Origin of the sequence: Bacillus mobilis (assembly GCF_001884045.1) — a bacterium.
Lineage (GTDB): Bacteria > Bacillota > Bacilli > Bacillales > Bacillaceae_G > Bacillus_A > Bacillus_A mobilis.
In genome coordinates this window covers 25,952-38,705 of record NZ_MACF01000122.1, presented here as the reverse complement: position 1 = coordinate 38,705, position 12,754 = coordinate 25,952, and the positions used below count along the sequence as shown (strand labels likewise).

Sequence of the window (12,754 nt, the reverse complement as noted above, 5' to 3'; positions counted from 1 at the left end):
CACCTGATTGGTGCAGGATGAATCCAATTGAAGTTTCACTTTATAAAAAAAGAGGGAAAATCCCCTCTTTTTATACGTCATAATTCACTACATAATGCTGCATTTCTGTATTGTAGTAGCCTTCGCTATATTCAATTACTTCGCCAACTTCATCGTAAGAATATCGCATACGTTTTAATAACGCTGTCCCCTCTTTTTCACCTAACGCTTCTGCAACGAAATTAGGTGCAAGTCCGACAGCGAATTCATCTCTGAAGTTTTCTAAATGTATACCTCTGTCCTCGACTAAATCGTAAAGTGATTGCAAGTCAAAGTCCGATAAATCTGTACTTGCCATGTGTGCTGAGAAATAGTGCGTATAATGAATATACGGTGCATCATTTAACGCATATAAACGTTCGATACGGAAACTCTCCTTACCGAATAATCGAAATGGCACTGTTCCTTCTTCATTATGAACGATTTCTGCTTTTAGCAATTTCTTCTGTACTTTATATCCTTCTTCCACTAACACTTCTGTAAATTTCTTACCCTTTGACAACTTTGTCGCAGAAGTATTACGGATGACTTTCGTTCCTTTACCACTTTTCTTTTCCAAATATCCTTCTTGAGCAAGTTCTTTAATCGCATTCCGCACTGTAATTTTACTTACTTTGAACTCTTCTTCTAACTGCGGTTCGGAAGGAATATTTGTATGAATCGCATATACACCATGCAATATTCGATCACGAATAATATTTTTTATTTGTAAATATAATGGTCCTTTTTTTCTCGTTACGTTCACCGTTACACCCACTACCTTTCTACATCACCTACTGATGCCGTCATTGCCCGAAGTATATCCTTCTCTGATGACATTGGCGTATCACCGACGATTGTATGTGCAAGCATTCCAGCTGCTGACGCAAATGAAACAGCTTTCTCTGGTGCAAACTCTTCTATCTCGCCATGAATAATCCCGCTCGTATAAGCATCTCCAGCACCTATTCTATCATATACAGAAAACGTAAGTGTTTTTGCAAAAGTGAACGCACCATCTTTACATATAAACCCGCGAAGCGAGTGTGTATTATCGCTATTAATAGAGCGATGTGTACCAGCAATTGTAGCGATATGATATGTTCCAGCCACTTTCGGAATAAGATCAACAAGTTGCGCTTCTCGCTCCGTCTCTTCTGTTTGCATTCCAAGAACGAACATTGCATCTTTTTCATTCATCATAACGATATCAGCAAGAGATAGCATTTCTTCATAATGCGGTTTCGCCTGTTCATATCCATCTTCTCCCCAAAGCGATGGACGATAATTGCAATCAAAAACGACAGTGCCTCCGTTTTCTTTAACTGCTTTCGCTAAAGATTTCATATGATGGCGCACCGTATCATTCATCGCAAGTGTAATCCCGCAAAAATGAACGATATCAATTTCCTTGGCGATTTCTTCAAACAGGTACATCTCTTCAGACGCCGTATTGAAGCTACTTTCTAATCGATTTGAATATGTAACGCGGCTTGCACGTGCACCAAATCCATTTTCTAAAAAGTACATGCCGACATATTTACCAGCTCTTGAAATAAACGGCGCCCGAATGCCTAACTTTTGAATATGAGATATCGCAGCATCCCCAACCGAGTTCTCTGGTAAAGTTGAAATAAGAAAGCCTTCATGCCCGAGATGAGAAAGTGCTGCTGCAACGTTCACACCTGTACCAGAAAATGAGTATTTTAACGTATTTGCTTGCGACAATAATTCATATCCTGGTACTTGCAGGCGCATCATTACTTCGCCAAATGCTGCAATTTTCTTACGCATATTGATCAACTAACTTCTTCACTACCGCTAATAATTCACGCACATCTTCTGTTTTCGTATTACCAGTTTCTTTATCAATAATAGAAGAGTACACGTGCGGGATAACTTGCTCTACGTTTGCCTCTAGTGCAATACGTACAATAGTTTCGAAGTTTTCTTTATCAATTCCGCCCGTTGGCTCTAATGCAAATCCTTCTTCCGCACAAGCTTTCGCAACTGCGCGATATTCTTCTTCATGAGCTAGCCCTTTCATTGGGAAGTATTTCAATGAATTTCCGCCCATATCACGTACAAGTGCGATCGCTGTTTTAATTGGAACGATTGCTTTTTCTTCCCCAGCTGCACTAATTGGACCAGTAGAAATATTTACGTACCCTACTTTTCCTGTTGGTGATACTAAACTATTAATCCAGCTATCTTTTCCGCCTAGATTTGCACGTGTCGCTCCAACTGAAGGGAACACTTGGTTAATATGACTACCAGGATAATGCTTCGCGATTTCAGCTACAACTGCTGCTTGGCGATTATCTCCTGCTCCTAGTCCGATCGATACCGCGTCATCAATTTCTTTTCCGTATGCTTTCATCGCTGTAACTGCTTCTTCTACTGTTGGATAGTCTTTTGATAACACGCCCACTACTACATACCCTTCTGCTGCTTCAAAAATGTCTTTCGCATTTTCGATATTGTTCGCTAATACATTTAATGCTACGCGGCCTTTATAAAAACGTTTTTGAATGTTTGTCATTTTAGTTTCCCCCTACAATTTCTCTCATTTTTTCTTCAATTACATGTATGTCATCACCTTGAAGTGGACGTGGATCAATATCAAAGAATCCTTGTCTTACGCCGTAATCACGTGTGTAAATAGCAATTTCCCCTTCGCGTAATGCTGTTACAAAGTCTTTTGCTGATTTATTTAACTCATTCTCGTTAATGTGAATACGTGCTCTAAAGATTGCTCTTCCTGCTTCATCTTGAACGATCGTTACATTTACACCGTTTAATTCTTTCAGCGGCATAAGTACTTGTAATAACTCTTTTTCTTGCTCACTTTTATCTTCTTTTACTCCGTACTCATCAAGCGCTTGAAGTAAACCGAAAGTTGTTTCTTTCCCAACTTTCATACTTCTTCCGATGCAATGTAATTGCACTTTCAGCCATTCAATATATTTTCGTTTTCCGCCGACAATGCCAGAAGTCGGTCCTTCAATTGCCTTTGAACCGCTATAAATGGCAAGGTCTGCATACTTCACATATTTTTGAATATCCTCTTCAGCTGCCGCATCGACGATAAGTGGTATGTTCTTTCGCTGCGCAACTTCCCATGCTTCTTCAACAGAAATCATATTTTTTTGCACGGCATGATGGGATTTCACATAAAGAATCGCCGCTGTATTTTCACCAATCGCATCTTCAATATGCTCTGCTTTCCCTTCATTTGCGTAACCTACTTCAACTAGCTTACCGCCACCTAAATAAATCATCGTTTCAACAGGAGCACCGTATTGAACGTTATGACCTTTTAACATAATCACTTCGTTTTTCGCGATGACCTCTTGATGAAGTCTTTCACTTTTACGGCGATTTCCTTCTGTAACGATACCAGCGATAGAAAGTGCAATTCCGCTCGATGCTGAATTTACAACAACCGCTGCCTCTGAATCTAGAATTCTCGCAATATGGTCTCCTGCTTTATCTACTAAATCTGCAATTTCTACATAATTTTGTCCACCATGTTTCATCGCATCCATAACTGTATCTGTAGGAGCGGATACACCTAAAATACTCATTCTACCGCTCGCATTAATCACTCTTTTTAATCCGTACTTAGCATTCAATGAATGACCCATTGATTACAACCCCTTTCGTATCAATTCTTCTTTCAGCAATGCGCTGATCCCCTTCTGAATCAATTAACGTAACCTTCTCATCTTTCACCGTAAATAAAGTTAAGTTTGCAATATCGCCTTCTTGAATACGGCCAAGCTCTGGTTTTTTCAACCACTCTGCCGCATGTTTCGTCACCGCATCAATTACTTCTTCTAGCGGATAACCTAAGTAAAGGAATTTCGAAAGAACGTGAGCCATACTATATACTGGACCGTGTATACGATTCTTCCGGTAAATATCTGTACTAATTGTATTAAAAGCAATATCGTGACGCTTCGCCGCTTCTGCTACTTTAAAAGAAAAACTAGCATTGCCATGGCCAACATCTAAATGAACACCGCGGTTCACTGCATCTAGTAATACAGGTAGCGGTTTGCCTTCTTCATCAAATAAATTATTTTCTTTCCCGTTTAAGTAATGTGTAATCACATCATCTTTTTCTAAAAGAGGTACAACTTCCTCAATGCGAGGAGGGGCTGAACCGATATGTACCATAATCGGTAATGATGTTTCACGAGATAAAGAGCGCGCAACATGAAGCGGTTCAATTCCACTGTCACAAACGACACTTTTACTCATTCTCGCCTTTAACCCGACAATTACATCTTTATACTTTTCTACTGCTTCTATTACTTTCTCTTTATCTATCCATTCCATGTTGGATAACTCATCAATTCGTTTCAAACCGATGCGAGAAATATTTAAAAAGGCAAATAAATTCGTTTTCGCCTGTTCTCTACTTTTTACTAAATCTGCAATACGATCAGCTCCGCAGCTACCCGCATCAACAATTGTCGTTACCCCTTGCTTAACGCCAATTTCATCCACCTCATCGCCATACGGATCAAACTCTGGAAAAGCATGAACGTGTAAATCAATCCAACCACTCGATACGTAAGTACCAGAGTAATCAAGAACCTTTCCACCCTCACCAGCACCAGCTTTCGTCACCTGTGCGATTTTATTATTTTCAATTACAATGTCAATCTCTTCCCCGTTCACGCGTTTCACATTACGTAGTACGAATCGTTCTGTCATTGTATTTCCACCCTTTTCTATAAGAAGCCATAAGAATACGCTTACATTAAAGTTTCATTTTATATCTCTTTCACACGTTTAGCGTAACACAAAAAAAGGGAGAAGTAAATATAACGTTATAATGTTTAATTTTATATTAAAATATGAGTTTCCATTACATATTCGGACACCCTATAAGCAGGAGGGAGATTCTTGGGATTTCGAATTTTATTATTTATAATTTTAATCACTTTGTATGTACCAACAACGGTTAGCGCAGCCCCTCCATCACTCACGGCTGCATTTATCCGGGACCATCAGCTATGGATAAAGAAAGGAAATCAAGAAATGCAAATCACAATAAATCGATATGTGTATTCTCCAAAATGGTCTTATGATGGGAGATTTATTGGTTATATTGATAGTGATGAAACAGGGAAAAAGTCTAACTTATTCATTTATGATACGAAGAAGAAAGTAAACTATCAGCCTTATGAACGGGTCATAACATCTGACTTTAAATGGTCACCAAATAAAAATCAATTAGCTTACACTGATCAAGGTTTATTAAACGTTACAAAAATTAAAAACGGTCGCCCACAAGGTTTTGAAAATGTATCCCTAGGGGTTAGTGATTTCGAATGGTTCCCGAACGGAAAGGAATTTATCGTCTCCTCACAATCCTGCTTGCGTCCGACCGGATGGGGCACAATTCCACTTTATAAAATACCAGTCGATGCAAATCTTGCTAAAGATAAAATAAAGCCTTTTTATACGATTCAAACAAATGAAACTGATTTATTTGCGATTAACGCTAACTATTTCAAGTGGAGTTCTGATGGAAAATGGATTAGTTTTTTGGCTAGTCCTACTGCCTCTTTGGCAATGGATAGCAATACATTATGTGTTATCTCATCAAAAGGAAGACACTTTCGAACGATTGGTAACATGCTATGGTTCAAAGATTGGATGAAGTGGGCTCCATCAACTAATCAACTCGCCTATATTTCAGGAGAAGGAAGGTTCTTTGTAGAAAATAAAAAATTCACAGTTGCAGACATGGTAACAGCAAAACAACAAAAGGTCTACACACCTGTCGGTTATGTAGACCTTGATTTAGAATGGTTTTCACCAAACAAAGTGGTTGTGGCTCGTGCAACAGAAAATAAGGTATGGAAAGAAGGTCCTGTTCCGGCGATATTTACAATACTTTATATGATCAATATAAAAACAGAAGAACAGAAACAAATCTCGTTCCCAAAACAGAATGAACGTGATGAAGACCCTCAAGTTATTGGCCCTTATCTTACTTGGCTTCGCAAGAAAACAAATGTATATAAAGGCGATGTCTGGATGAAGGATAGCTTACATAGTCAAGAGTATATATGGCTGAAGAATGTTGATGAAGCTCCAATCTTTTTTACTCGGAATGAAATCCATTGAGAATTGTATCTGTTCCCCTATTTGATTCTCCCGTAATAGAGCACTATTATGGGAGAATCAAGATTATCTATTCCTGTACCGTCACAATAACCCCATCCATATTATTCCCCGAAATTTCATACTGCTTATTCGCTGGAACATTCACTTTCCTGTTCCCTGACACTTTATAATAAGAAACCGTATATTTCTTACCTTCCACATCGGTTGTGATTTCTTTTTTCTCTTTTAAGAAGTCTAAGTATTCCTCCAATGTAATTTTCTCTTTTTGCATAATCGCACTATGCGGTAAACCGACATAACGTATATGCCACGGCTCATATTGAATGCCTGTAATATGACTTTTATTTTTCGGATAACGTAAAACAAAGCCATGCTTCCATACGTTCTCTTCAATCCACTTTCCTTCAGGGGCTCTCTCCATTTTCTTTTGCGTAGATCCAATGTCGAGTGATAATCCTAAATTATGTTCACTATATCCTGCTGGAAGTGCATAGTCAGATCCCATTTCTTTATACAATTTACTTTGCTCTTTAAAATCTCGATACCCGCTACTCATTAAAAAATGCTGTACTCCATCTTTTCCAGCTGCATCGACAACGTTCAAAAAACTTTCCACAACACCCTTTGATAAGCGAAGATTTCTATCAAATATGACGTAACCTCTTACTAATTCACTATTGTGATTTACATTTATAATGTCAGACCTAATACTATCTTTTTTAACTGGGTAATCTTTATTAACTAATAATAGATCCCCTTTATAAATTTCTTCTTTTGTAATCTCTATATTTTCCGTGTTCGCAGCTCTTACCGTATTATCTTTGTCGGCAATTTTAACATCGATCTCTTTTTGAAATAATGGTGATATATAAACGCCTACACAGATTGTGCATGCTATAAAAAAAGAAATAAATACCCACTTTTTCATTTCTAGTTCCTCCTTAACGTAACTTACGTATAGAATAGAAAAAACTATTAAAATAAAAAGTGGGGTAAAGTTTAAATTTTTATTAAATTACTTCGCTCTCTTCTTTTGGCAATCTCACTTCAAATATCGTTCTAATCACATTACTTTCAGCAGAAATCTTTCCATCATGCTGCTCAACAATATTTTTCGCAATAAATAGCCCAAGGCCTGTACCACCTTGCTGCTCCGATCTTGCCTTATCACCTGTATAAAACATATCAAAAAGATACGGTAAATCTTCTTCCGGAATGCTGTCTCCGTAATTAATAATTTGTACGACTACCTCTTCACCTTCAATGTACCCGTTCACATCAACAAACTTTCCATCATACCCGTAGCGAATCGCATTCGTTAAAAGATTTTCAAATACCCTCGCTAATAACTTCCCGTCACCGTTAATAGGTAACTGCGGCGTGATATTCAATCTCGCTTCTAATTCCTTCTTTTCTAATAACGGATATAATTCTTCATCTAACTGAATAAGCAATTCACCTATATCAATCGATCTTTTTTCCAGCTTCAGCATCCCATAATTCATTCTTGTGATTTCAAATAACTCATCAATTAAACTTTCCAGCCTTTCCGATTTCGTAAAAGCAATTGTGGAAAAGTGTTTAATTTGTTCCTTCGTCAAATTCTCATCTTTAAGAATTAAATCTAAATATCCTAAAACAGATGTTAACGGCGTTCTTAAATCGTGAGCTAAGTTAACAATGAGTTGATCTTTACTACTTTCCGCAAAGTCGCCTCGTTCTACTGCTTCCTTTAGTTTTTCACTCGCTACATTTATTTCACGTGCGATATATCCAAACTCATCATTTGATGACACGTGCACTTCATTTGAAAAATTTCCGTTCGCCAAATGATGAATCCCGCTTGAAATCTCATCAAAATATTTTACATAAGGCCTAGTAAGGAAGAAGAAAAACATAATGGATAGAGGGATGAAAATAATTAAAAAGAAATTAACATCCCCAATTTGTCTTACCATGGAACGAAATTGAGCTAACGGATCCTCAAAACGAACGACTAATTTATAATAAATCCGTAATCCTTCATAAATGATATACGTTACGCCACCAGCAAATATCATACTTAACGCAAATAGCATAACCATCTTCGAGCGAAAGCTTCTCATCTTTTTAGCCATTGAACGTATACCCTACTCCCCACACTGTTTTTATTAACTTGTTCTTTCTTTTATCTTCCCCAAGTTTTTTCCGCAACGTACGAATATGTACCATAACTGTATTTCCGCCTTCAAAATAATCATCTGCCCATACTTGCTGAAAAATATTTTCTACATTGTACACTTTCTTCGGATGGCTCGCTAATAAATATAAAATATCAAACTCTTTCGGTGTTAATTCAACTTTTTCTCCGTACACATTTACTGTTCTTCGCTCAGGATCAATAACGACTCCGCCTACCTCTAAAGCAGATTTATTCTCCGCTACTTTCGGCTGATTTAACGTAAGAAATCGGCGTAATTGTGCATTTACACGCGCAACTAATTCAATCGGTGTAAAAGGTTTCGTCATATAATCATCCGCGCCTAATACAAGCCCTGTCACCTTATCAAAATCAGACGTTTTCGCACTTAAGAAAATGATTGGCATATGATGCTTCGCACGAATTTGGCGTGTCACTTCATAACCATCCATTTTCGGCATCATAATATCTAAAACCACTAAGTCGATTGGCTGCGTTTCAATAATATGAATTGCCTCTTCTCCATCAGCTGCTTTCACGACGTGGTAGCCTTCTTTTTCTAAATGTATCTCAATTAAATCAGCAATTTCTGCCTCATCATCCGCTATTAAAATTGAAATGCGCTTCATATTACTCCCCCTTTATACGCTCGATTGTAAACTAGTCTATCCAATTTGTACAATACGAAAAGGTTACTCGCGGGAGTAACCTTAGTAAATAAAATTATATCAGTGATTATTGAAATATATCGACTTACCAACAAAATTCACCCGCTATTTGAAAGACTCAACCTACCGTTCCAAAACAATCCGCTGCTTCGTAATTTCCGTCAACCTTCCGCGGTCTACTTCATACTCAGCGTCAACGCTTTGCGGTACAATCACTTTTCCGCTCTCTAGCATCACTTCCGGCGAAATAATATCCTTCTCCCAGTGTCTACTAGAGGCAGATATATCACCTGGAATCGAAAAGTTCGACAGTGAAGCAAGTGCAACATTTTGTGCCCTTGAAATCCCCATTTCTACCATACCGCCGCACCAAACGGGTATGTTGTGCTCCATGCAATAATTATGAATTTGAATAGATTCTGTTAATCCACCCACTCGCCCTGGTTTAATATTAACGATGCGGCAGCTGCCAAGCGTAATCGCAACGCGCGCGTCTTCTAAACTATGGATGCTTTCGTCTAAACAAATCGGCGTTTCAATTTCCTTTTGCAACTGTGCATGATCGAGAAAGTCGTAGTCCGCTAGTGGTTGTTCAATCATCATCAATTGAAATTCATCTAATCGTTTCAATTTCTCCGTATCCGCTAGCGTATAGGCTGAATTTGCATCAACCATTAACGGGATGTGCGGAAACTCTTTACGAATTTCTTTCAATAACTCGTAGTCATGCTCTGGTTTTATTTTTACTTTAAAACGCTCGTATCCTTCTTCCGCATACTTCTCGATTTGTTTTAACATAACCGAAATTGTATTGATACCAACCACAACACCAACTTCAATTTCAGTCCTAGTTCCGCCAAGTAACGTCGCTAACGATTTCTGTTCACGCTTCGCATATAAATCCCAAACAGCCCCTTCAATTCCGGCCTTTGCCATTCGGTTTCTTTTTATATGCTGAAACAAACCTGGCACTTCATTCGGATGAGAAATTTCAGCTTTTAATAAATCAGGTAATAAAAAATCTTGTAGTACATGCAGCGCCGTCTTCACTGTTTCTTCCGTATACCACGGTTCAGAAAACGCAACGACTTCGCCAAATCCAATGTACCCGTCCGTATCTTCTAATTCAATCACGATGCTCTCACGCTTCTCATACGTTCCGTAGCTTGCAGCAAACGGGATTACAAGTGGCATTTCCGTTATATGAAGTGTCGCTTTTTTTATTTCCACTTACATCTCCTCCACTAATTGTCTTAACTCTCGTCTTAACAATTTTTTCGAAGCGTTTCGTGGCAATTCCTCTAAAAAACATGCTTTTTTCGGCACTTTATATTTCGCTAATTTCTCCTCGCAAAAATGAAGAATTTCCTCTTCTGTTACCTCTCCGCTTTTTACAACAAAAGCAGCGGGTACTTGTCCCCATTTATCGTCAGTCATGCCGACAACACCGGCTTCCGCTACCATCGGATGAGAAAGTAACACTTCTTCAATTTGAGCCGGATATATATTTTCCCCACCAGAAATAATTAAATCACTACGGCGATCTAATACGTATAAAAATCCTTCTTCGTCTAAATAACCGAGGTCACCAGTATGAAGCCATCCGTTTTGAATGGTTTCGCGCGTCGCATCTTCACGGTTAAAATAACCGCCTGTTACGTTTGGTCCTTTTACTACGATCTCGCCTTCCGCAAACGGCGCTACTACTACGCCATCTTTTTCAATACGAAGTTGACACTGAAATAGTGTTTTCCCGGCTGATCCTACTTTCGTTAACATGTAATCTGCTGATAACGTACAAATTTGCGACGACGTTTCTGTCATACCGTACGTTTGATACACAGGAATTCCTTTTTCTACACATGTTTCAAGTAACGGTTTCGGCGCTGGTCCCCCGCCCAGTAACATGCATCGTAAAGAAGATGGATATGTCTCTTCTTCAAGTCTTTCTAATAGATCAGTTAACATTTTAGAAACGACAGAAATAATCGTTACGCCTCTCGTTTGAAGTGCTTTATGAATAAAGTCAGCATCATATTTCGGAACGAGTAAAATGCGCATGCCGTACATAATATTTTTCATTAAAAGAGATAACCCGCCAACATGGAACATCGGCATACAAGCTAACCAGCAATCATCATCACGAAGCCCTAAATTAAGCGAAGAGCCAACCGCGCTTGCCCAGTGATTGCCGTACGTTAAAATAACGCCTTTCGGTTTTCCTGTCGTCCCTGACGTATAAATAATTGTCATCGCTTCTTCTAAAGAGAATTCTTCTTGTATAGAGGCTTCCGCCTTCGGTCCATTCATCACTTCGGCGAATGAATATACAGGAACATCTTTAGTCTCAAAATTTTGATTTGTCACTAAGCATGCAACTTCAGCATCATCCATTTGCCAAAGTAGCTCTTCTCTTGAAAGACGTGTATTTAAAAGTACAGCTACTGCACCTACGTAAGATAGGGCGTGAATAACTGTAATCATCTCCATACCATTTTTCATCAGAACAGCCACCTTTTGCCCACGCTTCACTCCTACATACGTGAGGTGTTCACAAACAGATACTACTTTTTCATGCAGCTGCATAAAAGTAACCTTTTCATCCTCTATTTCAATTGCAGTGCGGTCTGGTGTTAAAAATGCACGTTGCTTTAACCAATTTGGCATCGTCTCCATCATCCATTCTCCTTTCATGAAAGAAAGAGACTTGATATGACATCAAGTCTCTTAGTTGTTTTGTTTCCGGTTGCGTCTCACTTTGTAGGCGAGCCGCTTCCGCTTTTGATCACATCTAGCTACGCCTCCTAGCCCCTTCCGTCTAAGAACCTTCCGCACGAGAAAGTAAAGAACACTTTCTGTGCGAAAGAACCTTAGCCTACGAGGCTAAGCAGTCGGCTCCGCTTTTGGTTTGATCAAGGGAAACGAGGGAATTGACCGAAGTCCGGACTGCGTTTTTCTTTGAACGCGTCACGACCTTCTTTTGCTTCGTCAGTTGTGTAGTACAATAACGTTGCATCTCCAGCTAGTTGTTGAATACCAGCTAGACCGTCTGTGTCTGCGTTGAATGCAGCTTTTAGGAAACGAAGTGCCATTGGGCTGTTTGCTAAGATTTCTTGTGCCCATTGTACTGTTTCTGCTTCAAGCTCTTCTAATGGTACTACTGTGTTTACTAAGCCCATATCAAGCGCTTCTTGTGCGCTGTATTGACGGCATAGGTACCAAATTTCGCGAGCTTTCTTGTGGCCTACCATACGAGCTAAGTAACCAGCTCCGTATCCACCGTCAAAGCTTCCTACTTTAGGACCTGTTTGTCCGAATACAGCGTTGTCTGCAGCGATTGTTAAGTCACATACGATATGAAGTACGTGTCCACCACCGATTGCATAACCTGCTACCATTGCGATAACTGGTTTAGGAATTGCGCGAATTAGACGTTGTAAGTCTAATACGTTTAAACGAGGAATTTGGTCGTCACCTACATATCCACCATGACCGCGAACTTTTTGGTCGCCGCCAGAACAGAATGCACGTCCACCTTCACCTGTTAAAATGATAACGCCAACATTTGCATCATCACGAGCGTGTGCAAAAGCGTTGATTAACTCCATTACCGTTTTAGGACGGAATGCGTTATGTACTTCAGGGCGGTTAATCGAAATCTTTGCGATACCATTGTATGTTGAATAAATAATATCTTCGTAATTGCCTTCTTTTACCCATTCAATAGCCATTACAACTACCT

General features: G+C 39.1%; 12 protein-coding genes. 1 reads left to right on the top strand and 11 read right to left on the bottom strand.

What is annotated here, in order from left to right; translation table 11 throughout:
* Positions 1–70: 70 nt before the first annotated feature.
* Genes BAQ44_RS22655 through BAQ44_RS22635 form a run of 5 tightly spaced genes read right to left on the bottom strand, consistent with a single transcriptional unit; the run spans position 71 to position 4,743 of the window.
* A complete protein-coding gene (locus tag BAQ44_RS22655; RefSeq protein ID WP_061677598.1) occupies positions 71–796 on the bottom strand; it encodes a GntR family transcriptional regulator in 726 nt (241 codons plus the stop codon).
* The gene (locus BAQ44_RS22650; RefSeq protein ID WP_071723942.1) at positions 796–1,812 is read right to left on the bottom strand and encodes a sugar kinase; all 1,017 of its coding nucleotides are present in this window, start codon (positions 1,810–1,812) and stop codon (positions 796–798) included. The genes BAQ44_RS22655 and BAQ44_RS22650 overlap by 1 nt, the downstream gene beginning before the upstream one ends.
* Positions 1,805–2,560, bottom strand: a complete 756-nt coding sequence (dagF, locus tag BAQ44_RS22645) for a 2-dehydro-3-deoxy-phosphogluconate aldolase (protein ID WP_000181913.1) — start codon at positions 2,558–2,560, stop codon at positions 1,805–1,807. Before dagF ends, BAQ44_RS22650 begins: the two co-directional genes overlap by 8 nt.
* 1 nt (position 2,561) lies before the next feature.
* A complete protein-coding gene (locus tag BAQ44_RS22640; protein ID WP_071723940.1) occupies positions 2,562–3,665 on the bottom strand; it encodes a DgaE family pyridoxal phosphate-dependent ammonia lyase in 1,104 nt (367 codons plus the stop codon).
* Positions 3,643–4,743 (bottom strand): amidohydrolase/deacetylase family metallohydrolase, encoded by a 1,101-nt coding sequence (locus tag BAQ44_RS22635; protein WP_071723938.1) that lies wholly within the window; start codon positions 4,741–4,743, stop codon positions 3,643–3,645. The genes BAQ44_RS22640 and BAQ44_RS22635 overlap by 23 nt, the downstream gene beginning before the upstream one ends.
* 192 nt (positions 4,744–4,935) lie before the next feature.
* Between BAQ44_RS22635 and BAQ44_RS22630 the strand changes: the two genes are divergently transcribed.
* Positions 4,936–6,165, top strand: coding sequence for a translocation protein TolB (locus BAQ44_RS22630; RefSeq protein ID WP_071723936.1), 1,230 nt, complete (start codon positions 4,936–4,938; stop codon positions 6,163–6,165).
* Between the two features lie 67 nt (positions 6,166–6,232).
* Here BAQ44_RS22630 and BAQ44_RS22625 read toward each other — a convergent pair whose 3' ends face one another.
* The 6 genes from BAQ44_RS22625 to menB all read right to left on the bottom strand — a co-directional run bounded on the left by BAQ44_RS22625 (position 6,233) and on the right by menB (position 12,743).
* Positions 6,233–7,093 (bottom strand): M15 family metallopeptidase, encoded by an 861-nt coding sequence (locus BAQ44_RS22625; protein WP_071723934.1) that lies wholly within the window; start codon positions 7,091–7,093, stop codon positions 6,233–6,235.
* An 82-nt stretch (positions 7,094–7,175) separates the two neighbouring features.
* Positions 7,176–8,282 (bottom strand): HAMP domain-containing sensor histidine kinase, encoded by a 1,107-nt coding sequence (locus tag BAQ44_RS22620; protein WP_063259494.1) that lies wholly within the window; start codon positions 8,280–8,282, stop codon positions 7,176–7,178.
* Positions 8,275–8,973 carry a response regulator transcription factor gene (locus BAQ44_RS22615; RefSeq protein ID WP_063259493.1) on the bottom strand — a complete coding sequence of 233 codons (699 nt, stop codon included), beginning with the start codon at positions 8,971–8,973 and terminating at the stop codon, positions 8,275–8,277. Before BAQ44_RS22615 ends, BAQ44_RS22620 begins: the two co-directional genes overlap by 8 nt.
* A gap of 162 nt (positions 8,974–9,135) precedes the next feature.
* Positions 9,136–10,242 carry an o-succinylbenzoate synthase gene (menC, locus tag BAQ44_RS22610; RefSeq protein WP_071723932.1) on the bottom strand — a complete coding sequence of 369 codons (1,107 nt, stop codon included), beginning with the start codon at positions 10,240–10,242 and terminating at the stop codon, positions 9,136–9,138.
* Positions 10,243–11,688 carry an o-succinylbenzoate--CoA ligase gene (locus BAQ44_RS22605; RefSeq protein WP_071723929.1) on the bottom strand — a complete coding sequence of 482 codons (1,446 nt, stop codon included), beginning with the start codon at positions 11,686–11,688 and terminating at the stop codon, positions 10,243–10,245.
* Positions 11,689–11,924: 236 nt separating this feature from the next.
* A complete protein-coding gene (menB, locus tag BAQ44_RS22600; RefSeq protein WP_000963888.1) occupies positions 11,925–12,743 on the bottom strand; it encodes a 1,4-dihydroxy-2-naphthoyl-CoA synthase in 819 nt (272 codons plus the stop codon).
* Positions 12,744–12,754: the final 11 nt, after the last annotated feature.

Excerpts from the sequence above, each read along its gene's own strand:
- dagF (WP_000181913.1), bottom strand. The coding sequence starts at position 2,560 with ATGACAAACATTCAAAAACGTTTTTATAAAGGCCGCGTAGCATTAAAT.
- BAQ44_RS22650 (WP_071723942.1), bottom strand. The coding sequence starts at position 1,812 with ATGCGTAAGAAAATTGCAGCATTTGGCGAAGTAATGATGCGCCTGCAA.
- BAQ44_RS22625 (WP_071723934.1), bottom strand. The coding sequence starts at position 7,093 with ATGAAAAAGTGGGTATTTATTTCTTTTTTTATAGCATGCACAATCTGT.
- BAQ44_RS22640 (WP_071723940.1), bottom strand. The coding sequence starts at position 3,665 with ATGGGTCATTCATTGAATGCTAAGTACGGATTAAAAAGAGTGATTAAT.
- BAQ44_RS22620 (WP_063259494.1), bottom strand. The coding sequence starts at position 8,282 with ATGGCTAAAAAGATGAGAAGCTTTCGCTCGAAGATGGTTATGCTATTT.
- menB (WP_000963888.1), bottom strand. The coding sequence starts at position 12,743 with ATGGCTATTGAATGGGTAAAAGAAGGCAATTACGAAGATATTATTTAT.
- BAQ44_RS22605 (WP_071723929.1), bottom strand. The coding sequence starts at position 11,688 with ATGGAGACGATGCCAAATTGGTTAAAGCAACGTGCATTTTTAACACCA.
- BAQ44_RS22635 (WP_071723938.1), bottom strand. The coding sequence starts at position 4,743 with ATGACAGAACGATTCGTACTACGTAATGTGAAACGCGTGAACGGGGAA.
- BAQ44_RS22615 (WP_063259493.1), bottom strand. The coding sequence starts at position 8,973 with ATGAAGCGCATTTCAATTTTAATAGCGGATGATGAGGCAGAAATTGCT.